Origin of the sequence: Arthrobacter sp. Soil761, assembly GCF_001428325.1 — a bacterium.
In the GTDB taxonomy this organism is placed as follows: Bacteria; Actinomycetota; Actinomycetes; order Actinomycetales; family Micrococcaceae; genus Arthrobacter.
This window is the reverse complement of the sequence record NZ_LMSF01000002.1, coordinates 213,994-238,270: the sequence shown is the minus strand read 5'-3', so window position 1 is coordinate 238,270 and position 24,277 is coordinate 213,994. Positions and strand designations below refer to the sequence as shown.

The following is a 24,277-nucleotide window of genomic DNA, read 5'->3' as shown; positions in this document are numbered from 1 at the left end:
TGTCCTTTCGGGACCGGCCGGCGCAGTGCGCCGTTGGTGCGGTCCTGCTCATCGTCGAGAGTGGAGGTGGGACTGGACTGCTGTTCAGGTTGCGTATCGGTGGGTCTGGTTACGTGGCAGCGAGGGTTGCGTAGAGGTCGGTCAGCCGGGCGAACCCGGCCAGATCGTCCGGCCGGGTGCCGGCGCCAAGATGGTCCTTCAGGCGCCGCCACGCTGACCGGTGGGCGGATTCGTAAAGCGTGGGAAGCAAAAGTTCGCCATGGGCTCCGGTGACCCGGACTTCGGCCGGCCAGGCGGCGTCCGGATCCGGGACCTGGACGGACACCCCGCCGTCCGCGGTGTAGAGGCGGATGTCGACGGCGGCCGGGCGGGCAGCGGTCAGCACGCCCTGGGCGGTGAAGGGCGCGCCGTTGGCCAGCCTGCCGGCCACCGTGTATCCCGTGGCGTCGCTGCGGAGGAGGCTTACGCCGTCGAGCGGTCCGTTGACGGCCAGCAGCGCGGCGAGGTGTTCGCCCAGGAGCCGCTGCGGGTCGGTGCCGGGGGCCGCCGTCGCAACGCTGTCCAGCAGGGACGCGCTGCCCAGGGCACTGCGCACTGCGTCGCGGGCGTCCGGGGTGCTGCCTTCCGCCACCAGGGCGGGGTTGGAGGCCCAGCGGAGGTCCAGGACGACGGCGGTTCCTGCGGCGTCAACCGCGGCGGCCAATTCCGTGGTGTCCTCGGGTGCCGGGTTGGCCACCACAACGCCGCGGGCGCCGGCGGCAACGGCGTGAAGGGCTTCGGTGGTCCAGCCGGGTCCGCCTGCGACCACCAGGACGTCGGCCGTGCCCTGCCGGCTCTCCGGAGCCGGGCCGAAGGTTGCAGGCAGTGAGGCCACCGTTTGGGTAACCGCGCCCTCTTCCCGCGCGGCAGGTGATGCCGAGACCGTGTACTGGCCGCTCATGGCGTAACTCCTGCTTTTTCCGCGGCACCGGCATGCCCCGCCCCGGCGCTTGCTGCCGTGGCGTCGGCGATGGCGAGGGCAAAGGTGAGGTCGTCGATCAGGGTTTGTGCGGCGGGTGCCTGGCGGGTTCCCCGGGCAAGCCCGGCAAGTTCACGCCATTCGCCCTCATAACCGTTGTGGCCGTACGGGCCGAACGTGCGGGTATCGCTGCCGTTGCCGCGGGTGAGGGTGGCCACTGCGGAGCCGGCCTGGACATACGACGGTGTGAAGTCGATGTGAAGGGCCGCATCGTCCCCGATGGCCTCGAAGGTCCACTCGGGCTTCCAGGTGCCGTTCATGACGGCACGCAGTTCGATGACGCGGGTTGGGGTGCGCAGCGAAACGGCATAGCCGAACGGGCGGACGTGGAACACCTGGAGGACTTCGAGGTCCGTGAAGTCCGGGGTGAACCGGCGGACCAGCGGCAGGTCGTGGATGGCCAGGCCCATGATCCCGCCCCGGAGTGCGCTCTTGATGACGTCCGGGTCCGAGTAGTCGGGCCGGCCTGCGGCCGGCCGCGTGACGATCTCGGTGGCGAAGTCCTCGAACCGGGCATTGGGCGGCAGGACGATGGAGGAACGGATGGTGTGGACCTGCCCGGGAAGGTCGCCCCAGTTCTGTTCGGCCGCGAGCCAGCCGGGGTCGAAGGTGTGCATGGCCCCGACGACGATTGGGACCCCGGTTTCGGAGCTGACGGCCGAGATGCGGGCGGCCTCTTCGGCGTTCATGGCGAAAGGCTTTTCGCAGAGGACGGCCTTCTTGCCGGCCCTGCAGGCGGCGATGACCTGGTCGGCGTGGAACTGGTGGGGGCTGCAGATTGCCACGACGTCCACGGCGGGATCGTCCAGCAGGGCAGCCATGCTGGTGCCGGCCGTGGCGCCAACGCGGGCTGCCACCGACGAGGCCACGGCGGCATCCACATCCATGATGTGCCGTACTTCCAGGATGTCCTGGAGGCGGGCCAGTGCCGGGAGGTGGATGGCCTGCGTGACGGGCCCCGCGCCGAGGATGCCGACGCCGAGGAGCGGCCGGTCTGCCGGCGCTGCGTGCTGGGACGCTGCTTGCTGGGACAAGGTCAGTTACCTCTTTGTAAGCGGACTCTGGGGGTGTAAGCGGATTACGGTGCCGGAATCAGTGCGGCTGATGTTCACCATCGGATCCGCGAATGTGCCTTGAGTCACAACGTAGAACTACTTTTGACGCACGTCAAGCAAAAGTTGTTTGTTGCGCGTCATTCTTCTGATTGGTGACAGCAGAAAGTAAGAGTGTTATGACTTAGACATGACTTCAGTGACAGGTAAGCAGGCCGGAAAAGAGTCCGATGTCGGCAGCCTGTCGCGCGCCGGGGACCTCTTCCAACTGCTTCGTGACGGCCGGGCCCGCACCCGCGCCGAGCTTGCGCTGAGCACGGGTCTGGCCCGCTCAACCGTCGCCTCGCGGATCGATGCGCTGATGCTGTCCGGCCTGGTGGGTCCCGCGGGTGAGGCGCTCTCCAGCGGCGGCAGGCCGCCGTCGCGCTTTGCCTTCAACCCGTCAGCCCGCCTGGTGCTGGCCGTGGACGTGGGCGCCACGCACGTCATCGTTGCGGTGACGGATCTCGGCGGAAACATCCTGGCCGAACACCGGCTGGCGCAGCAGGTGGCCGACGGGCCGGAAGCCGTGCTAGACCAGGTGGTGGCGCAGGGCAAGGAACTGCTGGCGTCCACCGGACGGACCGTTGCGGAACTGGCCGGGATCGGCATCGGGCTGCCCGGGCCCGTGGAACATGACACCGGCAAGCCCGTCAAGCCGCCCATCATGCCGGGCTGGGACGGGTTCGACGTGGTCAGCTACGTCCAGCGGTCCCTGCCCGTCCACGTGCTGGTGGACAACGACGTGAACATCATGGCGCTGGGGGAGCAGTCCGCGCACTGGCCCGAACACAACAACTTCTTCTTCGTGAAGGTGGCAACCGGCATCGGCTCCGGCATCATCAGCAACGGGGAACTGCAGCGTGGCGCCAACGGCACGGCAGGCGACCTGGGCCACGTCCAGGTGGCCCGCGGCGCGGATGTCCTGTGTGCCTGTGGAAACTATGGGTGCCTGGAGGCGCTGGCGTCCGGTCCCGCCGTCGTGCGCTCCCTCCGGGACCAGGGACTGGACGTGGCAAAGGGCTCGGACGTGCTCCGGCTCGCCGCCGACGGCAACCTGCAGGCCATCCAGGCGCTGCGCCAGGCCGGCCGGGACATCGGCGAGGTTCTGGCCACCGTGGTGAACCTGCTCAATCCGTCCGTGATTGTGGTGGGCGGCAGCGTTGGCGAGACGGGCGAGCACCTGGTGGCCGGCATCCGCGAGGTGGTGTACCGGCGCTCCCCGCCGCTGGCCACCTCGCACCTGCGCATCAACGGCTCCCGTGCCGGGAGCCAGGCGGCGGTCCTTGGCGCAAGCAAACTGGTCACCCAGTACGTCCTCTCGCCGGCCGTCATCGAAGCCACGCTGGCAGGCGCCATCGCCGGGTAAAGCCGGGAATCCCCGGCCTACCCGGCGTGGGCCCTACGCCTCCGCCTCCGGCTCGGGCGCTTCGGCCAGGATCAGTGCCGTGCCGCCGTACGCGGGCAGCTCCAGGAAGAAGCTGTGCAGGTCATCCACCTGCCCCACCGTCTCGCCGCTGAACAGATCCTTGACGTTGGCGCCGGACGGCAGCTCGTTGGACTGGATGCTGCCGGCGATGTCCTGCCCGGAGAAGTTGAGCGCCGTGACCTGCAGGCTGCCGTCCTTCAGCCGGTTGACCAGCACCAGTGCGCTGCGGTTGGAAACGTCCGGGACGTCGAGCAGGGTGCCGGTGGCGATCCCGTTCTCTTCCCGCACGGCGAGGATCCGCTGCAGCCGGCGCGCGAACGAGTCGGGGTCCTTGAGCTGTTCGGGCAGCGGCCCGTACAGGCTGCGGGCCCGGGGCATCCCGGCGGACGAGGTGGTGGCGTCCGGACTGGTTCCCATGAGGTCGTGGGCGCCGCGGTTGATCCAGCGGGTATCGCCCTGCGAGGTGAGCTCGCGGACGCTGCTCCGGTCCAGGGCCAGGATGCCCGTGAGGTCCCAGCCGGAAAGGGCAAAGACGCCCGGCTGCAGGGCGTTGTACATGGCCAGGAGCAGGTGGACGTCCCGGATCTGGGCTTCCTGCTCCGGGGTGGTGGTGGACGGGTCCTTGATGCCCAGCGCGGCCATGATGAAGCTCACCGAGGTGCAGGCAATGCCGTTGGTGGTGAAGACGGCGTTGTAGGGCCCGTTTTCGCCGGTGAGCCGTTCCCGCAGGGTCTGCTGGACCTGTTCGGCCAGCTGCGCCCCGGTGAGTTCCTCGCCGTTGAGCTCGAACATCTCGTCCCGGTGCCCGGCGGCGAAGTGCAGGAGCTCGTAAGTGAGTTCGTCATGGTTCTGCAGGGCATGCACCAGCGACGCCTGGTCCACGCCGATTTCCAGCGACAGCCGGAGGGTCAGCCGCAGGAACTCGGTGTCGGCCGTGACCAGGGAGTAGTGGTACGCAGGCCGGGTGATGAAGTCGTAGGACAGGTCGGGGCCGGCATCGGAGGTTGCCTTGATGTCGTCGATGGTCAGGTTCAGTTCCTGGAAGGAGAACCCGCCCACCTTCCGGATCATGGAGCCGATGAGCTGGTTGGCTGCCTCGGACAGTGGGTGCCCCTCGGACCAGCCGGGTTGTTCTTCGGCGCTCTTCTCCACGCCCAGGAAGCCGTTGGCGTCCAGGCGCAGCGCCCCCGTGCCCAGGTCCACCAGCGAATGCAGGGCATCGCCCACCACCAGGCGCATTCCGGCGAAGGTGGGGTCCAGCCAGTTGATGGAGGGCTGGCCGGCCTTGAAGTAGTGCAGGTAGACCCAGCGGCGGGTCTTGCCGGTGGTATCCACGATGGGCCGCGTGGCGCTCCAGTTGGTTTCCTTCACCCCGGGTTCGTAGAAGATGACCCGCTGCAGCCTGCCGATGATGTAGCCGGCCTTCTGCAGCGCCTGCTCGGAGTCGGGGCTGAGGTTGACCGAGTCCGCCCCCTCCGGGACGTCCGGGAGCAGGTTCCAGTCCTCCTCCGGAATATCGATCATGTGGTAGATGCCGGGGTAGTCCCGGAAGTTCATTTCGGCCAGGCGGAAGTCCGCGCCCTTGCCGGTGTGGCCCGGGACGATGTCGTCGATGACGGTGCCGTCGTGCTCGGCGGCCACCTCGCACATCCGCCGGAACTCATCCTCGGTGCCGAAAACAGGGTCGATCGCCATGCTGATGCGGTCGAAGTGCCCGTCCACGCTGGGCGTGTGGGACCAGCCGCTGATGCCGCCGGCGAGCTTCACGGGCCCGGTGTGGATTCCGCGGATACCGATTTCGCGGAACGCCTTCCACATGGCCGGATCGCCCAGCGCCGAAAGGAATGACTGGCCGGACGGGGTGATGAAGGACAGCGGGTAGGCGGTGAACCACACGGAGGCGCGTTCGACGGCGGCCCGCGGGTTGGGATGGGCGTACGAGTTCTGCCACATGCTGGCCTGGCCGGACAGCTGCCGGGCCAGCGTGTTCGCGTCCCCGAGCATCGCCTGGTTGCGGAGCCAGTCCACGTACGCCGCGTTCCGCCCGTCGAACTCAAAGGACGGCCTGCTGCCGACGAACTGGCGCCGGCGCGCGATGGGCCGCAGCGCCTTTGGCCTGGCCGCGAAGAACTGCTCGTCGAAATTGACGTCCAGTTCCGTTGACGGCTCCGCAGCGCCCGCTTCCACTTCCCCGATGGGGGCGGCTGCATCCGCTTCCGAAGTGTTCCCGCTGGTGCCCGGCTCAGGCATAAGCTCCTCTTTCCATTGCTCGTTTCCGTGCTGGCATGGATGCTCCAAGACCCCTTGCCCAAGGAAACGTACCCAGGGCAACAGGGAGTATTCGGCGTTCCCTCTCCCGATGCTACTGCTCAGCGGAGCCGGTGGAGGGGACGCCGGCGTGCCGTCCGTCCCCAACCAGACGAAACCCCCTTGTTTCGCCAACTTTGCCCACTATGGCGGCCAGCGGTCGTATTCTTAGAGCAAGGTTTTGCAGTGGGCCCGGTGCGCTGATAGCAGGGCTGGAGCATGGCCGCTGAACCCACGGGGCAGGTTGGCTGGGGACCGCTTCCAGTTACCCCGCAGCCGGTTTTCGACAGCAAGGACGTTGAAGACTACCTCCGGGACGTCACCCGCGACTTCATGGCGGGTATCAAAGGTGAGCGCCGCAGCATCAGCTGGGCGGCCACCCTCTTCCGCCTGGGCACGGCGCGGACCATCGCAGCCAGTACGGAGCAGGCACGCGAAGCGGACCGGGAGCAATGCTCGTTCGCTGACGGGCCGGTCATGGAAGCCATGCGCACCGCAGAATTCGTCCTGGTGTCGGACCTGAGCCGGGACCGCCGCTGGCCGGGGTATTCCAGCGCTGCCGCGGCCCATGGGGTGCAGTCCCTGCTCTCCGTCCCCATCCTCACCGAAGGCGGGACCAGCGCCGCCATCAATCTTTACGCGCCGTTCCCGCACGCCTTCACCAGCGATGACCTGGTGCGCAGCCAAAGCTATGCCCGTGAGGTGGCGCGGGCCATGCATGTTGTGGTCCGGGTGGCCGAACGCGCGGAAACGACGGCGGGTCTCGCCGTCGTCCAAAGCTCCCTGGTCCTGGTGGACCTCGCCGTGCGCAGCCTGATGAACGAATACGGACTCACCCGGGAGGGTGCGCTGCGGTTCCTGCAGACGCAGGCGCTGCACCACGAGCTGGATCTCCGGGACGTGGCATTGAACGTTGTGGCCCCCGCAGGGATGGACCTCGGGGTTGGGCAGCCGTCGGGGCTGCGGCAGGAAACGTACGACGGCGTGGCGGAGCTCCCGCGGCCGTCGCCGGCGGGGCGGGACTTTCCAACCGGAAGGTCGGCCCGCAAGGACGCTGCGGCGGGGACGGAACCCCCGCCTGCTGCGGAAGGGAGGACAGCATGACTATCGGGAAACAGGAACTGCGCTCCATCACGGAAGGACCGGGCAGGCACCCCTGGCACCGGTTCGTCGCCCTGGGGGACTCTTACACCGAAGGGATCGGCGATCCCGAGCCGCACAGCCTGGGCGGCCTCCGGGGCTGGGCTGACCGCGTGGCGGAGGAACTGGCGGACAGCCAGCCGGACTTCGCCTATGCCAACCTGGCCATCCGCGGCATGCTGCTGCGGCAAATCCTCGACGGGCAGCTGGCACCGGCCCTGGCGTTGAAGCCCGACCTGATTGCCATGTCCGGCGGTGGCAACGACATCGTGTTCCGCCACGGCGACCCGGACAAGCTGGCGGAAAAGATCGACGAGGCCGTGGGTATCCTGGCTGACACGGGCGCCACCATCCTGCTGTATGCAGGTCCCGATTGGGGGAACACGCCGGTCTTCGGCAAGATCCGCGGCCGCGTGGCGGTCTACAACGAACATCTCCACAGGATCGGGGCCCGGCACCACGCCATCATGGTTGACCTTTGGTGCCTGCCGGAGCTGCAGCATGCGCTGATGTGGGACCCGGACCGGCTGCACCTGTCCCCGCTGGGCCACCATTCCGTAGCGGTGGCCACCCTCAACGCCCTGGGCGTACCGCATACGCTCAGGCCGCTGCAGCCGCGGCCGCTTCCCGCGCACGGCTGGACGCAGGCCCGGGCCGAAGACCTGGTCTGGGCCAAGCAGTACTTTGTGCCGTGGGTGCTGAAGCGGATGCGGCCCCACCAGGTCAGCGGGTTGGCGGCCAAGCGGCCGCAGCCGGTCCCGGTGTTCGGCCTTGGCCGTCCCGGTCCCTTCCCGCCCGGACATCCCGCGGCCAGGACCTCCGGACCGGATTATGACGGACAGCCTGGAGTGGACCCCGGGGTGGAAACCGGCAGGGTGGCTTAGCGCTTCCTGGGGGAGCGCTTGGCCGCGGCCTTCATCGCGGCCTTCGCTGCCGGAGGCAGTACGCCCTGCTCGGTTTCGGGTTCGGCCACCGTTCCGCGCGCCTTCGCGACGGCCTTCATGCCGTGGTAGATCACCAGGGCGGCAGCAGAACCCAAGGCGATGCCGGTGAACTTCAGGTCGCCAATGGTCCAGGTGTAGTCCGCGATGCCGATGATCAGGGCCACTGCGGCAGTGGTCAGGTTGACCGGGTTGGAGAAGTTCACCTTGTTCTGGACCCAGATCTTCACGCCCAGGATGCCGATCATGCCGTACAGCATCGTGGCGGCGCCGCCCAGCACGCCTGCCGGGACGGTGGCGATCAGTTCGCCGAACTTCGGCGAGAAGCTGAGCAGGATGGCGAACATGCCCGCCACCCAGTAGGCCGCCGTCGAATACACCTTGGTGGCCGCCATGACGCCGATGTTCTCCGCGTACGTGGTGGTGCCCGATCCGCCGCCCAGGCCGGCCAGCACGGTGGCAGCACCATCTGCCATCAGCGCGCGTCCGGAGACGCCGTCGAGATTCTGTCCTGTCATGGCGGCAACGGACTTCACGTGGCCGATGTTCTCTGCCACCAGCACCAGGACCACCGGGACGAACAGGCCCAGGACGCCGATGTGGAACTCGGGGGTCTGGAAATGCGGCAGCCCAACCCAGGCTGCGGCGTCCATCTTGTCGTACTTCACCTCGCCGCGGAGCATGGCCACCAGGTAGCCCACCACAACGCCAACCAGGATGCTGAGCCGGCCCAGGATTCCGCGGAACAGGACGCTGACCAGGATGATGGTGACCAGTGTGATGAGGGCCGTAATCGGGGCGGCGTCGAAGTTCTGCTTGGCGGCGGGGGCAAGGTTCAGGCCGATCAGTGCCACGATGGCACCCGTGACGATGGGCGGCATCAACCGGTTGATCCAGCCGGCGCCGAACTTCTGCACCACGGCCCCCACCAGGGCCAGGGTGACGCCGGCAAGCACCACGCCGCCCAGGGCGCCGGGGATGCCGAACTGCGCCTGCGAGGCGGTGATGGGTGCAATGAAGGCAAAGCTTGAACCCAGGTAGCTGGGCACCCGGCCCTTGGTGACCACCAGGAACAGCAGCGTGCCGATCCCCGAAAAGAACAGCGTGGTGGCGGGCGGCATCCCGGTGATGATGGGAACCAGGAAGGTGGCGCCGAACATGGCCACCACGTGCTGCATGCCCACGCCGATGGTCAGGGGCCACGCCAGCCGCTCATCCGGGGCCACCACCTGGCCGGGCTTGATGGTTTTGCCGGTGCCGTGCAGCTTCCATTTGATTCCGAGCATGCTCATGGGAAGGAATGCCTTTCAGGGGGTGCCGCGAGGGGGCGAAGATCAACTCGCTCCAGAATACCGCCAAGTGTTTGTGCGGGCCCGCTGTGGCCAAGGTCACCCGGCGTCACGGGAAGAGGAGGAAAGCAGTTGAAGTTGCAACTATGGAAAGCATCAGAGGCCACCCCCGCAGGCGGGCGGCGCAGCGAAAGGTAAGCCAATGACCATTGCCCACGAAGAAGCGGTTATCGATTCGGCAGCCGTGGACGCCATCTTTGCCCAGGCCCGCACCGCCAACTCCTTCACCGGCGAGGTGACCGAGGAGCAGGCCCAGGCCATCTACGAGCTCACCAAGTTCGGCCCCACCGCGTTCAACTCCCAGCCGTTGCGCGTCACCTATGTTCGCTCGGCCGAGGCCCGCGCCACCCTGGTGGATGCCCTGTCCCGCGGCAACCAGGCCAAGACGGCTTCCGCCCCGCTGGTGGCCATCCTCAGCTACGACACCGACTGGGCCGGCAAGTGGGACGACTTCCTCCCCGGCTACAACGCCCCCAAGGCCATGTACGACGCCGACCCGCAGCTCGCCGCAGCCACGGGCAACAACAATGCCCACCTGCAGGCCGGCTACTTCATCCTGGCCGTCCGTTCGCTCGGTTTCGCCGCCGGCCCCATGACCGGCGCTGACTTCAACGCCATCGACGCCGCCTTCTTCCCGGCCGGCGACCAGAAGAGCTTCCTGGTGGTCAACATCGGCCAGCCGGGCGAGGACGCCTGGGGCGAGGCAAAGCCCAAATTCTCCTACGACGAGGCTGTCCGCACCGTCTGACGCCCCATCACTTCCTGCGTCTTTTCTCCAAACGCCCCATCACCTGGTGATGGGGCGTTTGGGTTTTTTGGGCGGGATGTGATGGGGCGTTTAGAGGCGTGGAGGTGGGCCGGTGGGAGACTGGGCGTATGCCGATGCGGAACCTCATTTTTGTGGCCTTCGTGGAACCGGTGGCGGACGGCCAGGTTTTTCTGCGGACGGAGTGGCCGCTGCACGTCACCCTGGTGAGGTTCGACGCCGCCGCCGCCGCCGCGGACGGTGCCGACGTCGCCCAAAGCATCGCCGCGCTTGCAGATGGGCCGGCCAACGCAGCGCTTGGCGCGGAGCTGACCGTGGGGGAGGACGCCGCCTTTGGCCGCAACGGGTCCGTCCCCGTCAACCTGGTGGAGCCGCACCCCGCCCTGCAGGAGCTGCATGAGCGGCTGGTGCAGGTGGTGGTGGACGCGGGCGGCAGGATCCTCACGCCGCGCCACACGTTGTCCGGCTACCGGCCGCACGTCTCCCACCAGGCCACCCCAGGCCCGGACGCCAAGCGCCTCCACCGGGGCGACGCCGTCGTGCTTGACCGCGTGGCTTTGGTGGACATGGCGCCCGGCGGCGACCACGCCATCAGGCGCATCCTCCGGTTGTGGAGCCAGGAACCTTCGCAGTACTAGGCGATGACGCTGTCCACCAGCGCCTTGGCCTCCGCCTGCACCTGCTTCAGGTGTTCCTCGCCCTTGAAGGACTCGGCGTAGATCTTGTACACGTCCTCCGTGCCGGACGGGCGGGCCGCGAACCAGGCGTTTTCGGTGACCACCTTCAGGCCGCCGATGGGTGCGCCGTTCCCTGGCGCCTCCGTGAGCTTGGCGGTGATCGTCTCGCCCGCCAGTTCCGTGGCGGTAACGTCCGACGGCGACAGCTTGCCGAGTGCAGCTTTCTGCTCGCGGGTGGCGGCGGCGTCGATCCGGGCGTAGACGGGGGCGCCGAACTGGTCCGTCAGCCCCTTGTACAGCTGGGACGGGGAGCTGCCGGTGACCGCGGTGATCTCCGAGGCCAGCAGTGCCAGCAGGATGCCGTCCTTGTCCGTGGTCCAGACGCTGCCGTCCAGCTTGTTGAAGGAGGCACCGGCGGATTCCTCGCCACCGAACGCCCCTTCACCCGAGAGCAGGCCGGGCACGAACCACTTGAAGCCAACGGGCACCTCAACGAGCTTGCGGCCCAGGCTCTCGGCCACGCGGTCGATGATGGAGGAGGACACCAGCGTCTTGCCGATCACCGAGGCGGGGTTCCAGCCGCTGCGGTTGCGGTAGAGGTAGTCGATGGCGACGGCCAGGTAGTGGTTGGGGTTCATCAGCCCGCCGTCCGGGGTGACGATGCCATGGCGGTCGGCGTCGGCGTCGTTGCCCGTGGCCACGTCGAATGCAGGCTGGCCGGAGGCGGCGGCATCGGACATCCGCTGGATCAGCGACGCCATGGCCGACGGCGAAGAGCAGTCCATGCGGATCTTCTCGTCCCAGTCCAGGGTCATGAAGGCCCACTGCGGGTCCACCGTGGGGTTCACCACGGTCAGGTCCAGGTGGTGGCGCTCGCCGATCTCGCCCCAGTAGTCCACGGACGCGCCGCCCATGGGATCGGCACCGATCCGGACCCCGGCATTGCGGATGGCGTCCAGGTTCAGGACGGACGGAAGGTCGTCCACGTAGCTGCTCAGGAAGTCGAACTTGCCGGTGGTGTCTGCGGCCTGGGCGTCCGCCAGCGGGATCCGCTTCACGCCGCGCAGCCCGTTCTCCAGCAGCTCGTTGGCGCGGTTGGCGATCCAGCCGGTGGCATCCGAGTCCGCCGGGCCGCCGTGCGGGGGGTTGTACTTGAAGCCGCCGTCGCCGGGCGGGTTGTGGCTGGGGGTCACCACGATGCCGTCGGCCTGCGGGGCGCCCGGTGCGGCTTTCCGGTTGTAGGTCAGGATGGCGTGGCTCAGCGCCGGGGTGGGGGTGTAGCCGTGCCTGGCGTCGACGAGGACCTGGACGCCGTTCGCGGCGAGCACCTCCAGCGCGGAGTTCTGCGCGGGCTCGCTCAGTGCGTGGGTGTCCTTGGCCAGGAACAGCGGGCCGGTGACGCCCTGCGCAGCCCGGTATTCCACGATTGCCTGCGTGATGGCAACGATGTGCTGTTCATTGAACGAGGCCTTGAGGCTGGAGCCCCGGTGCCCGGAGGTGCCAAAGACGACGCGCTGGCCGGGATCACCCAGGTCCGGCGCAATGTCGTAATACGCGTCAAGAAGCGCAGTGATGTCAACAAGGTCCTGGGGTTGGGCAACTGTACCCGCGCGGCTAGCCATGGCTCCAGCATGCCAGAACCTGGCAGGAGTCCAAACGACCCGCCCATAATCCGGACCCTGTGACGCGCAATGTGCTCGTCAAACCAAGTAGTCCACCTGAGTACCCGGCCCGGAAAGTACCTATATACCGGCCCTTTGACGCCCTGCTACCTTTCAAAAAATTCCAGGAAACAAGGGAAAGGAACGGACGACGGCGGGCCGCCGCCGGAGTCCTGTCCGGCTAGGAAACGGGGACGTCCAATGGGGGCAGGAGACGGGGCAGCGGAGCAGTCCAGGCTGGCTGCCGAGCGCGTTGCGAGGCTGAAGCGCCAACTGGACCAGGCCGAACGTTCCACGAAGGCGTGGGACGCCGGCGCCGCAGGGGAGCGGGTGGTGGCCGACAAGCTCAGCGAACTGGTCCCGCGCGGCTGGTACGTCCTCCACGATGTCCACTGGCCCGGCCGGCCCAAAGCGAACCTTGACCACGTCCTGGTGGGCCCCGGCGGCGTGGTGGTGATCGACTCGAAGAACTGGACCGGTGAGGTGCGGGTGGCTTCCGGGGTGCTGTGGCAGGGCCGCTTTGCGCGAACCCAGGCAGTGGAAGGGGCCCTGGCCCAGTGTGCTGCCGTGGCCTCGGTGCTGACTCCGCCGCACCGCCGCCTGGTGCGTCCACTCATCTGCATGTCCGCGCAGCCCGACCTTTTCGGGGTGACTGAATCCGACGTTGCCGTGGCCGGTTCCCAGCGGGTGGTGGGAGCCATCGAAGCGCTGCCGGCCGTGCTCGACCAGCAAACAGTGGTGGGCCTGTACGCGCACCTGGGCCAGCAGCTCACCCATGAACAGGAACCAGGCATCACCGCTTTTCGCAGCGTACGGCCGGGAACCGTGGTGCGCCCGGCGGGAGCATTGCCCCCGGCCGGCCCCGCAGCAACTCCCCGCGGGAAGCCCGGCTCCCCGGACGAAACGGGCCGCAGCCAAAGTGCATCCCGGCACCCCGCAGGGCGGGCCCTCCCCCCGGGCGGAACGAAGGCAGGACAACCCACAGGGCACAGGGCGGGAGCGCCGGCCGGAACGCGGACCGGGGCGTCGGCGGGATCGGCGCGCCGCGGCAGGAACGGCAAAGCGCAGCAGCATGGCGGCACCAGTGGAGGGAAGCTTGCCCTGCTGGCGGCCTTCGTCATTTTTGCCGTCTATATCCTGCCCTACTTGGGCCGCTAGCCTCCGGCGCATCTCCTGGCAGCAGCCGGTCTTTGGCGGCCGCGCGGACTGCTCCGGTCATCCGGTTGAGCCGTTCCGAGTCCAGGGTCCAGGCCTGCCAGTACAGGGCCACGTCCTGGTGGGGGCCGTCCTCGAGCCGCACCAGGGCGCCGGACTCCAGCTCGTCCGTGAGCTGGAGCTCCGGAATCATCCCCCAGCCCAAACCGGCTTTGACTGCCGCGAGGAATCCCTGGGACGAAGGGACGGTGTGCGTTGGAGGAAGCTGCCGCAGGCTCCTGGCCGTGAGCAGCTGCTCCTGCAGGTTGTCTTTCGTGTTGAATTTCAGGACCGGCATTGCCGCCCAATCCACGCCGCCGGACACGGAAAACCGCCGGCGCAGCCCGGGGGTGGCCACCGGAACGTACCGCATGGAGCCCAGCAGTTCCACCCTGCACCCGCTCGCCGGGGCAGGGTCCGACGTCACCGCTCCCATGACCTCGCCTTCGCGGAGCAGCTGGCTGCTGTAGCCCTGGTCCTCAACGTGGAGATCGAGGGCTGAGTCCTCCCACGCGGCGGCCTGATGCAGGACGGGGACGAACCACGTGGCCAGTGAGTCCGCGTTGACGGCCACCGGCAGCTGGGCCCGGGCCGGCGACCCTGCGCCCAGTGCCGCCGCCGTCTCCGCTTCCAGCACCTGCACCTGGCGGGCCATCCGCAGCAGCAGCGCGCCGGCGTCGGTGGCCGTGCAGGGCAGCCTTCGGCGGACCAGGACCTGGCCTACCGACGCTTCCAGTGCCTTGATCCGCTGGCTCACGGCGGACGGCGTGATCCGGAGCAGATCGGCCGCTGCCTCGAACGTTCCTTCGTCGATGACAGCCACCAGGGCCTTCAGGTGCTCAAAATTCATGAAGACATCCTAATGAATACCAAGAATCATTCATTTGCCTGTATGTCATGCGGATCCTACCGTCAGTAGGTATGTGGACTGCTGGAATAACGGGAATGCTCACCGGGATGGCGCTGATCGTGGCGATCGGCGCCCAGAACGCCTTCGTGCTGCGCCAGGGCATCCGGCGCGAGCACATCGGGGCGGTGGTGGCCGTCTGCATGGCCGGCGACGCCTTGCTCATCGTCGGTGGCACGGCCGGCATCGGGGCGTTGGTCACCCGGTTCCCCGAGGCGCTGGAAGTCCTGCGCTGGGCCGGCGCCGCGTACCTGCTGTGGTTCGCCGCGCGGTCCTTCATGGCGGCGGTTAAACCCTCCACCCTGGCGGAGCAGGCGCCCAAGTCGAAGAACTCGGTCATCGCCACCACGGCCGCCCTGACCTTCCTGAACCCGCACGTCTACCTGGACACCGTGGTGCTGCTGGGCAGCCTCGCCAACCAGCAGGGAGCCGATCTGCGCTGGGTCTTTGCCGCAGGCGCAGTCACCGGAAGCGTGCTGTGGTTCTCCGCCCTGGGGTATGGGGCACGCGCGCTGGCTGGAGTGCTCGGCAGCCCGCGAACGTGGCGCTGGATTGATGCTGCCATCGGTGTGCTGATGCTGGCCCTGGCCATCCGCCTGGTCCTGCACTGAAGTAGGCTGGAGCCGAGATCCGCAGGGGAGAAACCATGAGTAACCAGCCATCCCAGGGGCCTGACTACCAGCGTGACGGTTCGCCGTGGCCCAGCTACCGGCCGCCGGCCGAGTACGGACGGGGACAGTACGGGCAGGGACAGTACGGCCAGCCCCAGTACAACCCGGGCTCCTACAACCAGGGCCAGTACGGCCAGCCGCAGTATTTCGGCCAGCCGTCCTACTATGGCCGGCCGGTGGAAGCGAAGACCCTGAGCATCGCAAGCATGGTCTGCGGCATCGCCTCGGTCATCACGGGTTGGCTGTTGCTTCCGCAGTTTGCCGCCATCATCACCGGCCACCTGGCCCTCCGGCGCGAACCCTCCGGCAGGGGGATGTCCATCACCGGCCTGGTGCTGGGCTACCTGTGCCTCCTGGGCTACGGCGCCCTTTGGCTGCTGCTCATCATCGGCCTGGCGATCGCCGGCACCGCCGGTTCCAATACCGGCACCTTCTAGCCCTGGCCGGCTGGGAAAGCAACGGCGACGGCGGCCGGGCACCTGCGCCCGTGCCGCCGTCGTCCCTTCTGCCGCCGTCGTCCCTTACCCCTTGACTGCTGCGGTGGCGGGCACCTCTACCGGATACCCGGGGTAAATGGTCTCCGCCGGCGCGCGGTTGGTGGCCTTGGCCCAGGGGTAGTAGACGGCCAGGGTGGCAACGATTCCCACCAGCCAGGAAATGTCCGCGCCGCCCAGCAGCTTGGTGACGGGGCCCGTGTACAGCGCCTGCGCCAGGAACGGGACCTGGATGACGACGCCGATTCCATAGGAAACCAGGGCGGCCACGTTCCAGCGGCCGTAGCGGCCGTCCGGGTTGTAGAGGGCGGGGATGTCCAGCCGGTCCCGGGAGACCTTGTAGTAGTCCACCAGGTTGATCACGGACCAGGGCGTGAAGACCATGAGCAGCAGGAGGACGAAGTTCTTGAACAGGTTCAGGAAATCCTTGCTGGCGAACAGTGCGATGAGCACGCTGGCGCCGATTACCGCCACGATGAAGGCAACCCGCACGACTTTGGAGACGGTATCCCTCCGGTTGACGGCGGTGCTGATGGTCACGCCGCACATGAAGGCGCCGTAGGCATTCAGGCAGTTAACCGTCAGCTTGCCGGTGACGATCATCAGGTAGATGAAGATGGCGATCAGCCCGCCGCCGGCGAGATCGCCCATGTAGCCCACCTGGTTCTTCAGGAAGTCCCCGCCCAGCTTGGCGGCGGAGAGTCCGCCGGCCAGGGCGCCCAGGGTCATGGCCCACTGCGCCCCGCCCACCGAGCCGGCGAAGGTGTACCAAAAGGTCTTCCGTTCCGAGGTGTCCGCGGGAAGGTAGCGGGAGTAGTCGGCTACGTATGGGCCGAAGGTGAGCTGCCAGCCGGCACCCAGGGCAACGGCGGTGAGGAACGTGGGCCATTCAAAGCCCTTGACCATCATCACCTGGGTGATGTCGAACTTGGTGGCAACCGCCAGGGTCAGGTACAGGAAGCCTGCCAGGCCCAGTACGGTGGCGATGCGGCCCAGCGCGTGGATGTACTTGTACCCCAGGATGGCCAGCAGGGCCGTTGCGGCACCGAAGACCAGGATTCCGACGGCGGGCGCGTCCACTCCCAGCATGAGGGTTTATCGCCTGCCCCGAGAGGACGGTGCCTGTTGAGGCGAACCCGACGTACATGAGGATGACCAGCACCAGCGGAATCACGGCCCCGTAGACGCCGAACTGGGCGCGGCTGGAGATCATCTGCGGCAAGCCCAGCTTGGGACCCTGGGCCGAGTGGAGGGCCATGACCGCGCCGCCCAGCACATTTCCCACCAGCAGGCCCACTATTGCCCAGAAGGCGTCCGCGCCGAACACCACGGCCAGGGCGCCGTCCACGATGGCGGTGATCTGGGCATTGGCACCAAACCACAGGGTGAACTGGCCGCGCGGGTGTCCGTGCCGCTCGCCCGGTGGGATCATGTCGATCGATCGTGCCTCAACGGCGGTACTGCCTCCGGCCATGGCCTAACTCCTCAGTGATGGAAACGTAGGGTCCATCACACCGGGTTTGGCGGCCGGCCAACACCCGCAGCCGGGTCCTGCTGTCCGGGAAACCAGACGCCTCCGCGTGTCGCGCGGCCTGGCTAGCGGAGCAGCTCCACGTCCGAGACAAGCTCGATGTGCGCCAGCATGGCGTCCGCGGCCGCCGCCGCGTCCTGGGCCCGGACGGCATCGGCGATTTTCCGATGCGACGCCAGGGACTGTTCGGGCCGGCCGGGCTGCCCCAGCGACTCCATCCGCGTTTCCAGGATCATCTCGGCGATGAAGGCCATCAGCTGTGCCAGGACGGACGAGTGTGCTGCCGCGGTGATGGCCTGGTGGAACAGTTCGTCGCCGTGGGTGCCGCGGTCGCCGTCGTTGATTTCCCTGGCCATGACGTCCAGGGCATCGTCGATGGCGGCAAGATCCTGGTCGGTCCGGCGTTCGGCGGCGAGGGCGGCAAGCTTCACTTCCAGGGTGCTGCGCGCCTCCACGATTTCGGGAAGCCGGCTTTGGTGCTCGCGCAGGCCCTTGATGACCGAGGCTACGCTGGGCCGCCGGGCCAGGACTGCGCCAGTGCCGTGCTGCACGTCGATGACGCCAAGCACTTCCAGGGCCACCAGCGCCTGCGCCAGCGTGGCGCGGGAAACCCCAAGCCGTTCGGCAAGGTCGCGCTCCGCCGGCAGGAGATCGCCCGGCCGGAGCTGGGCGGACTCGATGTAGGCGAGGATCTGCTCCACCAGCTGCTCGTACAGCCGGGGCCGCGTGACGCGTTCCAGGCCCAGCCGTGCTGTCTTCTCCACAAAGCCCTCCCTCGGGGTCGTAGGGACCAGAATACCTCCTTCGTCTATTGACAGATAGACTCACTGTCTAAGAGGCTAGTCCAGTGAGCCAGTAACTCACGTCACATTCTTTCTTTCCCCCAACGGAGGACCAACGATGTCCGCTCCTGTCTTATCGATCATCATCCTCGCGGCGATGTTCCTGCTAGCCACCGTCCTGCCCCTCAACATGGGCGCGCTCGCCTTCGTCGGCGCGTTCCTGCTCGGCGCCCTGGTGCTGGGCATGTCCACCAACGAGATCCTGGCCAACTTTCCCGGCGGCCTCTTCCTCACCATCGTCGGCGTCACCTACCTGTTCGCCATAGCGCAGAACAACGGAACCATTGACCTGCTGGTCCGCGGCGCAGTCCGCCTGGTGGGCAGCCGCGTTGCCCTCATCCCGTGGGTCATGTTCGCCATCACCGCCGTCATCACTGCCGTGGGCGCCCTGTCTCCCGCCGCCGTCGCCATCATTGCCCCCATCGCCCTGAGCTTCGCCGGCAAGTACAAGATCAGCCCGCTGCTCATGGGCATGATGGTGATCCACGGCGCGCAGGCGGGCGGCTTCTCGCCCATCGCCGTCTACGGTGTCACCGTCAACGGCATCCTGGCCAAGACGGACCTTGCCTTCAGCCCCACCGCGCTGTTCCTGTCCAGCTTCATCTTCAACCTGGTCATCGCACTGGTGCTCTTCGTGGTCCTCGGCGGCAGGAACCTCATGTCCTCCAAGGTGGGACAGTTCGTGGAGCAGGCAGCTGAGGCACGGATGGCCGTCAGCGTCGGCGCCAAAGCCGGCGCCGACGTCCCCTTCAAGGGCTTCGGCTCCGGCATGTACGGTCCCAGGGACCCCGCAGGCGACGGCGTCGCGGCCACCAAGGAGCGCAAAGAGCGGATTCCGCAGCTGGTCACCATTGCAGGCCTGATCGTGCTGGCCGTCGTGGCCCTTGGCTTCAAGATGGACGTCGGCTTCGTCTCCATCACCATCGCCATTGTGCTGGCCCTGGTGTCACCCGCAGCCCAGAAGGGGGCCATCAACAAGATCAGCTGGTCCACCGTGCTGCTGATCTGCGGCATGCTGACGTTCGTCGGAGTGCTGGAGGAAGCTGGAACCATCAAGTTCGTTTCCAGCGGCGTTGCCGGAATGGGAATGCCGCTCCTGGCCGCCCTCATCATCTGCTTCATCGGTGCCGTGGTATCCGCCTTTGCCTCCTCCACCGCCATCCTTGCAGCGCTCATCCCGCTCGCGGTTCCGTTCCTCTCCACCGGCGAGATCGGCGCCGTCGGCGTCATCTGCGCCCTCGCAGTGTCCGCCACCATCGTGGACGTCTCACCGTTCTCCACCAACGGCGCGCTGGTTCTGGCCAATGCCCCGGAAGGCGTGGACAAGGACCAGTTCTACAAGCGGATCCTCGGCTACAGCGGCATCGTGATCGTGGCCGGCCCCGTCCTGGCATGGCTGGCGCTGGTGGTGCCCGGCTGGCTCTAGCTGCCACTGCCCCACACCGGCGGCCGTCCGCCACCCGTTCCAGAAAGGAAACCCAAACCATGAGCACCGAGAACCGCCAAGGCCCCCTGGCCGGGCACACCGTCGTCGACCTCAGCCGCGCACTGGCCGGACCCCACGCAGGCATGATGCTGGCGGACCTCGGCGCCCGCGTCATCAAGGTGGAGAACCCCGGAACCGGTGACGACACCCGCGGCTGGGGGCCGCCCTTCGTCGGCCCCGAAGACGACCTCCAGTCCACCTACTTCATGTCCTGCAACCGCAACAAGGAGTCCATCAGCCTGGACCTGAAGAGCGGCGACGGGCAGGCGGTGCTCCGCGGCCTGCTGGAGCGGGCGGACGTGGTGATCGAAAACTTCCGGCCCGGGGTCATGGACCGGCTGGGCTTCTCCACCGCGGCGATGCATGAGATCAACCCGCGGCTGGTGATCCTGTCCATCACCGGCTTTGGCCACGACGGGCCCGAGTCCCAGCGCAGCGGCTACGACCAGATCCTGCAGGGCGAGGCCGGACTCATGTCCCTCACCGGGTCAGGGCCGGACGACCCCCAGCGCGTCGGCGTTCCAATTGCCGACCTGCTTTCCGGGATGAACGGCGCCTTCGGCGTGCTCGCGGCGCTGGTGGAGCGGACCCGGACCGGCCAGGGCAAGGTGGTACGCACGTCGCTGCTGGCATCGCTGATCGGCGTCCATGCCTTCCAGGGCACCAGGACCACCGTTGCAGGCGAAGTTCCCCAGGCCCAGGGCAACCACCACCCGTCCATCGCCCCCTACGGCCTGTTCAACTGCAAGGACGGCAGCGTACAGATCAGCGTCGGCAGCGAGAAGCTGTGGGCGTCCTTTGCTGCGGCCTTCGGCCTGGAGCCGGGTGCCCCCGGCTTTGCCAGCAATGCCGAAAGGGTGCGGAACCGTGCGGGGGTGATTGCCGCCGTCGAACGCGCCTTCGCCGGCTACGGTGCGACGGAACTGCTGGCGAAACTGAACGACGCCGGGATCCCGGCAGGGAAGGTCCGCTCGCTGGACGAGGTGTACGCCTGGGAGCAGGTGGCATCCCAGGGGCTGGTGGTGGATGTGGACCACCCGCTGCTCGGAAAAATGAGCCTGCCCGGTCCGCCGCTGCGGTTCTTCGCTCCCGGGGATGCGGCCGAAACCACCCCCACCCAGCACGATGCACCGCCGCTGCTGGACGAGGACGGGCCGGCAATCCGCGAGTGGCTGGGCCTGGCTTCTGCAACGGCGGGGGCCAAATAGCATGCCGACGAAGGAAAAGGTGCGGCACCTGAACGCAACCGAACTGCTGGACGCCGTGGTGGACCAAGGCTCGTTCGTCTCCTGGGACACCGAACCGGAACAGCCGGACGTCTCTGACGAGTACGCCCGCGACCTGGCAAAAGCGCGCGAACGCAGCGGCGCCGATGAGTCGGTGGTCACCGGCGCCGGCCTCATCCGCGGCCGCCGCGTTGCGCTGATCGTCAGCGAATTCTCCTTCCTGGCCGGCTCCATCGGCCATGCGGCGGCGCAACGGATCGTTGCCGCCGTCGAACGCGCCACCGCGGAGGGGCTGCCGCTGCTGGCCGGTCCTGCGTCCGGGGGAACCCGGATGCAGGAAGGGACGCTCGCGTTCCTGTCCATGGTGAAAATCACCGGTGCCGTCCGGGCGCACCGCCAGGCCGGGCTGCCGTACCTGGTCTACCTGCGGCACCCCACCACCGGCGGCGTCATGGCATCGTGGGGTTCCTTGGGCCACATCAACGTGGCGGAACCTGGGTCCCTGCTGGGCTTCCTGGGTCCCCGGGTGTACGAGGCGCTGTACGGCGAGGCGTTCCCGGAGAACGTGCAGGTGGCGGAGAACCTCTTCCACAAGGGACTGATCGACGGCGTGGTGGAACCCGGCGATCTTGCAGACCTGGTGGGCCGGGCACTGGACATCCTCTCTCCCGGGGGCCCGGTGGCTGCGCGCCCTGCCCCTCCCGAGACCCTCAACGTCCGGCCTTCAACAGTTGACGCCTGGACGTCCATCGGGATCTCCCGGCGTCCCCGGCGGCCGGACCTGCGCCAGCTGCTGAAGGTCGGCGCCACCGACGCTCTCCCCCTGAACGGAACCGGACAGGGGGAGAAGGACCCCGGGTTGCTGCTGGCACTGGCGCGTTTTGGCACCCAGTCCTGCATCGTCCTGGGCCACGCCCGCCCGCTTCGGAAGGACGCCGCCGGGATGGGACCGGGTTCCTTGCGGGAGGCGCGCCGCGGCATGAAGCTGGCGGAGGAACTGCGGCTGCCGCTGCTCACCGTGATCGACACCGCCGGCGCTGCTTTGTCGCAGGAGGCGGAGGAGGGCGGACTTGCCGGCGAAATTGCGCGCTCGCTGCACGAACTGATCGGTCTGGAATCGCCGTCGGTCTCCGTGCTGCTTGGCCAGGGCGCCGGGGGAGGTGCGCTGGCACTGCTGCCCGCGGACAGGACCATCGCGGCCCAGCACAGCTGGCTTTCACCGCTTCCTCCGGAAGGTGCCAGCGCCATCGTGCACCGGACCACCGCGTTCGCCCCGGCCATGGCCCAGGCGCAGGGAGTGAACGTGGCCGCGCTGTACGCGAACGGCCTGGTGGACCACATTGTGGATGAGCGGGACGATGCTTCTCTGGAGCCGCGCGAATTCTGCACCCGGATGGCCCGGGCGATTGAGTTTGAGCTGGGCTCGGTGGCCGGCGTTCCCGTGCCGGAACTCGTGGCTGCCCGGGCGCGGAAGTTCGCATCCCTCGGCGGCAGCTGACGGTTGCCACTTGGTCGTGGGGGGCAGGCCCGGGAGGCGCCGGAGTATCGGTTCCGGCGCTTCCTACGGCTGGTCCGGCACGTAGAGGGCCATAATGACGCCCGTGGCGGTGTGTTCGGCTTCGAGGAGCCGCAGCGGCGTTCTTGTTGCCCCGGTGAAAAGCTGGTGACCGTTGCCCAGCACCAGGGGATGGATCATGAGCAGGTACTCGTCGATTTGATCTGCCGCCATAAGGCTGCGGATCAGCACTCCGCTGCCCATGATCACGAGGTTCCCGGGGAAGGTTTCCCGGAGCTCCTTCACAGCCGCCGGAACGTCCCCCCGAAGGAGCGTTGAGTTTGGCCACTCAAGCTTCAAGGCGGGGTCACCGGAGGCGACGTACTTGGGCGTGTTGTTCAGGGCGTCCTTGAATGGACCGCCCTGGGCGTTCCATGACGACAGGAGCTGCACGTAGGTGCGCCGTCCAAAGAGGAAAGCGTGGCCGGCGCCCATGCGCCCGCCCATCTTCTGGACCGTCGCCTGGTCGGCATGCGGAACGGCCCAGCCGCCGCCGGTGAATCCTCCCCGCGGATCTTCATCCGGGCGCCCCGGTCCCTGCCTGACGCCATCGAGCGTCACATGGTTCATCACCACGACCTTGCCCACTGCGGTCAGCCTTTCCGTGGCGGGAAGCGCCCGCGGTGGCGGGCGGCACCCGCTGCCAAGGGACTACCTCCTGGACTGGACTCTGGTCCGGTGGGCGTTCCTGCGCAGCTGCAGGATGCGCGCTCCGCCTGCCACGGCCACCAAGACGCCGCCTGATACGGCAGCGATGAACAGTGCCATCCCCAGCGGGACGGACCCCTCAAAACCAAGGAACCGGACCAGGGCCTGGTCCTGGTTCTGCAGGATGAAGACGATCAGCAGGATCAGGAGCACTAAGGATGCCACTACACCTGCCCAGATGACTCCGGCGCGGGTGACCTTGCGTTCAGGGACTCCACGGCCCGTCGCCGCTGTCCCGGTGGCCGGTGTCCCCGTTGTTCCGACTGTTCCCCCTGCGTCCGGTGCGTAGGACGGCGCGCCGCCGTAGGTTGCGGCCCGGTCTCCCGATGGCTGCGCTGCGTTCGACGGCGTGGTGGCATCCGGTTCCTGCCGGCCTTCCGGCCCTGGCGTGTACTGTCCTGCGCTCATGTCCGTCCCCTTTCCCAAAATGCTAAGCATGCTTATTGTCTAACCATAGACGCCCCGGTTGACGCGGCACAACGACCGGTACCGCGTCCTGCGTTAGGAATTGCATCATGACCGGCGCAATGACCTGCGTAGGAAAGGGTGCGGGGGAGCCGTCGGCCAGGAGGGGCCCTCACGTGAGAACCCCTCCTTCCGGCAGTCTGGCCGGGCCATTTTCGGTCCGGTCAGCCCGGCCCGGGTCTCACCGCCCGGGTCAGACCCTCTCCTTGCTCCGTTCGGCGGAGGGGGTGCGGGGCGCAGGCATCCTGCGCCAGTTGGGGAAGGCCCAGAACGTGAAGTCCGGTGCCTTGACCGGCTCCTCCGGAGTTTCCGCAGGGGCTTCCGTTTCGGCTTCAGGCCGGCGCTTGGTTTCTTTCCTGGCGCCCCACCCGAAGTCCTTGTTCGATGCGTAGCACATCACAGACCTCCTCATGGTGACTGCCCTTTAATCGTCCTCCTGATTGGCGGGGGAGTCGATATGCCAACGCAGTCCAGGGGCAACGAACGCACCAGAGGCCTCAGCGGCCGCATGAGTGATGTCCGCGCTTGTCAGGCGCCGTCAACCACGTCCTGTGCCTCCTGCGGGCGGTGGAACTCGCAGGGCCCCTGATGCCGGAGGGGGAGGAGGCAGGTCCGTCCCGTGGGCAGGTGGACCAGCGCGCACCGGCCTGTCATCGCCAGGTCTTCCCTGACGTTCGAGTTGCTCATGTCTGGACGTCCGTCGTCTGCCGTCATGGTGGCTTCGGTGCCTGGGGCAGGGTGTTCAACGTTCATGGTGGGGCAACTCCTCATCGGGCGGAGGGCGAATGGAGGGTGCTGAAAGGTGCTCCTTCAAGTGTG

23 protein-coding genes and 1 pseudogene are annotated in these 24,277 nt (G+C 67.7%); 11 read left to right on the top strand and 13 right to left on the bottom strand.

The window, feature by feature from the left end:
* Positions 1–109: 109 nt before the first annotated feature.
* Both ASG79_RS03525 and ASG79_RS03520 read right to left on the bottom strand, forming a co-directional pair.
* Entirely contained in the window at positions 110–940 is an 831-nt protein-coding gene (locus tag ASG79_RS03525; protein ID WP_018770300.1) for a hypothetical protein, read from the bottom strand.
* A complete protein-coding gene (locus tag ASG79_RS03520; protein ID WP_056388458.1) occupies positions 937–2,052 on the bottom strand; it encodes a Gfo/Idh/MocA family protein in 1,116 nt (371 codons plus the stop codon). Before ASG79_RS03520 ends, ASG79_RS03525 begins: the two co-directional genes overlap by 4 nt.
* Positions 2,053–2,260: 208 nt before the next feature.
* Between ASG79_RS03520 and ASG79_RS03515 the strand changes: the two genes are divergently transcribed.
* A complete protein-coding gene (locus ASG79_RS03515) occupies positions 2,261–3,478 on the top strand; it encodes an ROK family transcriptional regulator (protein WP_018770298.1) in 1,218 nt (405 codons plus the stop codon).
* A 33-nt stretch (positions 3,479–3,511) separates the two neighbouring features.
* On the opposite strand, the gene treS is transcribed toward ASG79_RS03515, so the two are convergent.
* The gene (gene treS, locus ASG79_RS03510; protein WP_056388456.1) at positions 3,512–5,788 is read right to left on the bottom strand and encodes a maltose alpha-D-glucosyltransferase; all 2,277 of its coding nucleotides are present in this window, start codon (positions 5,786–5,788) and stop codon (positions 3,512–3,514) included.
* 276 nt (positions 5,789–6,064) lie between these two features.
* On the opposite strand from treS, the gene ASG79_RS03505 reads away from it, so the two are divergent.
* Entirely contained in the window at positions 6,065–6,949 is an 885-nt protein-coding gene (locus ASG79_RS03505; protein WP_056388454.1) for a GAF domain-containing protein, read from the top strand.
* Positions 6,946–7,869, top strand: a complete 924-nt coding sequence (locus ASG79_RS03500; RefSeq protein WP_056388452.1) for an SGNH/GDSL hydrolase family protein — start codon at positions 6,946–6,948, stop codon at positions 7,867–7,869. Before ASG79_RS03505 ends, ASG79_RS03500 begins: the two co-directional genes overlap by 4 nt.
* On the opposite strand, the gene ASG79_RS03495 is transcribed toward ASG79_RS03500, so the two are convergent.
* A complete protein-coding gene (locus ASG79_RS03495) occupies positions 7,866–9,218 on the bottom strand; it encodes a uracil-xanthine permease family protein (protein ID WP_056388450.1) in 1,353 nt (450 codons plus the stop codon). The genes ASG79_RS03500 and ASG79_RS03495 overlap by 4 nt on opposite strands.
* A 199-nt stretch (positions 9,219–9,417) precedes the next feature.
* Between ASG79_RS03495 and ASG79_RS03490 the strand changes: the two genes are divergently transcribed.
* Both ASG79_RS03490 and ASG79_RS03485 read left to right on the top strand, forming a co-directional pair.
* The gene (locus tag ASG79_RS03490; protein ID WP_018770293.1) at positions 9,418–10,023 is read left to right on the top strand and encodes a malonic semialdehyde reductase; all 606 of its coding nucleotides are present in this window, start codon (positions 9,418–9,420) and stop codon (positions 10,021–10,023) included.
* Between the two features lie 134 nt (positions 10,024–10,157).
* Positions 10,158–10,679, top strand: a complete 522-nt coding sequence (locus ASG79_RS03485; protein WP_056388448.1) for a 2'-5' RNA ligase family protein — start codon at positions 10,158–10,160, stop codon at positions 10,677–10,679.
* On the opposite strand, the gene pgm is transcribed toward ASG79_RS03485, so the two are convergent.
* Positions 10,676–12,340: a phosphoglucomutase (alpha-D-glucose-1,6-bisphosphate-dependent) gene (gene pgm, locus ASG79_RS03480; protein WP_056388446.1), complete on the bottom strand. Its 1,665-nt coding sequence runs from the start codon at positions 12,338–12,340 to the stop codon at positions 10,676–10,678. The two genes, ASG79_RS03485 and pgm, sit on opposite strands and share 4 nt — an antisense overlap.
* Positions 12,341–12,580: 240 nt before the next feature.
* Between pgm and ASG79_RS03475 the strand changes: the two genes are divergently transcribed.
* The gene (locus ASG79_RS03475; protein WP_056388444.1) at positions 12,581–13,537 is read left to right on the top strand and encodes a nuclease-related domain-containing protein; all 957 of its coding nucleotides are present in this window, start codon (positions 12,581–12,583) and stop codon (positions 13,535–13,537) included.
* Here the strand turns inward: ASG79_RS03475 and ASG79_RS03470 are convergent.
* The gene (locus tag ASG79_RS03470) at positions 13,497–14,423 is read right to left on the bottom strand and encodes a LysR family transcriptional regulator ArgP (protein ID WP_056388442.1); all 927 of its coding nucleotides are present in this window, start codon (positions 14,421–14,423) and stop codon (positions 13,497–13,499) included. The two genes, ASG79_RS03475 and ASG79_RS03470, sit on opposite strands and share 41 nt — an antisense overlap.
* A gap of 95 nt (positions 14,424–14,518) precedes the next feature.
* Here ASG79_RS03470 and ASG79_RS03465 point away from each other — a divergent pair, with 95 nt between their 5' ends.
* Both ASG79_RS03465 and ASG79_RS03460 read left to right on the top strand, forming a co-directional pair.
* A complete protein-coding gene (locus ASG79_RS03465; RefSeq protein WP_056388440.1) occupies positions 14,519–15,091 on the top strand; it encodes a LysE/ArgO family amino acid transporter in 573 nt (190 codons plus the stop codon).
* A 35-nt stretch (positions 15,092–15,126) separates the two neighbouring features.
* Positions 15,127–15,588 carry a DUF4190 domain-containing protein gene (locus tag ASG79_RS03460; RefSeq protein ID WP_056388438.1) on the top strand — a complete coding sequence of 154 codons (462 nt, stop codon included), beginning with the start codon at positions 15,127–15,129 and terminating at the stop codon, positions 15,586–15,588.
* A gap of 84 nt (positions 15,589–15,672) precedes the next feature.
* Here the strand turns inward: ASG79_RS03460 and ASG79_RS03455 are convergent, their stop codons facing one another.
* The 3 genes and pseudogenes from ASG79_RS03455 to ASG79_RS03450 form a co-directional block, all read right to left on the bottom strand.
* Complete coding sequence (locus ASG79_RS03455) at positions 15,673–16,734, bottom strand: purine-cytosine permease family protein (protein WP_268760734.1); 1,062 nt, start codon at positions 16,732–16,734, stop codon at positions 15,673–15,675.
* Between the two features lie 64 nt (positions 16,735–16,798).
* Positions 16,799–17,077 (bottom strand): annotated as a pseudogene (locus ASG79_RS24280) (cytosine permease); the annotation flags it as partial.
* 164 nt (positions 17,078–17,241) lie between these two features.
* On the bottom strand, positions 17,242–17,940 hold the full coding sequence (locus ASG79_RS03450) for a FadR/GntR family transcriptional regulator (protein ID WP_056388437.1): 699 nt from the start codon (positions 17,938–17,940) through the stop codon (positions 17,242–17,244).
* A gap of 136 nt (positions 17,941–18,076) precedes the next feature.
* Here ASG79_RS03450 and ASG79_RS03445 point away from each other — a divergent pair, with 136 nt between their 5' ends.
* The 3 genes from ASG79_RS03445 to ASG79_RS03435 are packed head-to-tail and all read left to right on the top strand — an operon-like array spanning position 18,077 to position 22,228.
* A complete protein-coding gene (locus ASG79_RS03445; protein ID WP_018770284.1) occupies positions 18,077–19,444 on the top strand; it encodes an SLC13 family permease in 1,368 nt (455 codons plus the stop codon).
* 59 nt (positions 19,445–19,503) lie between these two features.
* Positions 19,504–20,712 (top strand): CaiB/BaiF CoA transferase family protein, encoded by a 1,209-nt coding sequence (locus ASG79_RS03440; protein WP_056388435.1) that lies wholly within the window; start codon positions 19,504–19,506, stop codon positions 20,710–20,712.
* A gap of 1 nt (position 20,713) precedes the next feature.
* A complete protein-coding gene (locus tag ASG79_RS03435) occupies positions 20,714–22,228 on the top strand; it encodes a carboxyl transferase domain-containing protein (RefSeq protein WP_056388432.1) in 1,515 nt (504 codons plus the stop codon).
* A 63-nt stretch (positions 22,229–22,291) separates the two neighbouring features.
* Here ASG79_RS03435 and ASG79_RS03430 read toward each other — a convergent pair whose 3' ends face one another.
* The 4 genes from ASG79_RS03430 to ASG79_RS03415 all read right to left on the bottom strand — a co-directional run bounded on the left by ASG79_RS03430 (position 22,292) and on the right by ASG79_RS03415 (position 24,211).
* Positions 22,292–22,873 (bottom strand): dihydrofolate reductase family protein, encoded by a 582-nt coding sequence (locus ASG79_RS03430; RefSeq protein WP_056388429.1) that lies wholly within the window; start codon positions 22,871–22,873, stop codon positions 22,292–22,294.
* A gap of 63 nt (positions 22,874–22,936) precedes the next feature.
* Positions 22,937–23,401 (bottom strand): lipopolysaccharide assembly LapA domain-containing protein, encoded by a 465-nt coding sequence (locus tag ASG79_RS23985; RefSeq protein ID WP_018770280.1) that lies wholly within the window; start codon positions 23,399–23,401, stop codon positions 22,937–22,939.
* A 250-nt stretch (positions 23,402–23,651) separates the two neighbouring features.
* On the bottom strand, positions 23,652–23,855 hold the full coding sequence (locus ASG79_RS03420; protein WP_018770279.1) for a hypothetical protein: 204 nt from the start codon (positions 23,853–23,855) through the stop codon (positions 23,652–23,654).
* Between the two features lie 131 nt (positions 23,856–23,986).
* Complete coding sequence (locus tag ASG79_RS03415) at positions 23,987–24,211, bottom strand: hypothetical protein (RefSeq protein WP_056388427.1); 225 nt, start codon at positions 24,209–24,211, stop codon at positions 23,987–23,989.
* Positions 24,212–24,277: the final 66 nt, after the last annotated feature.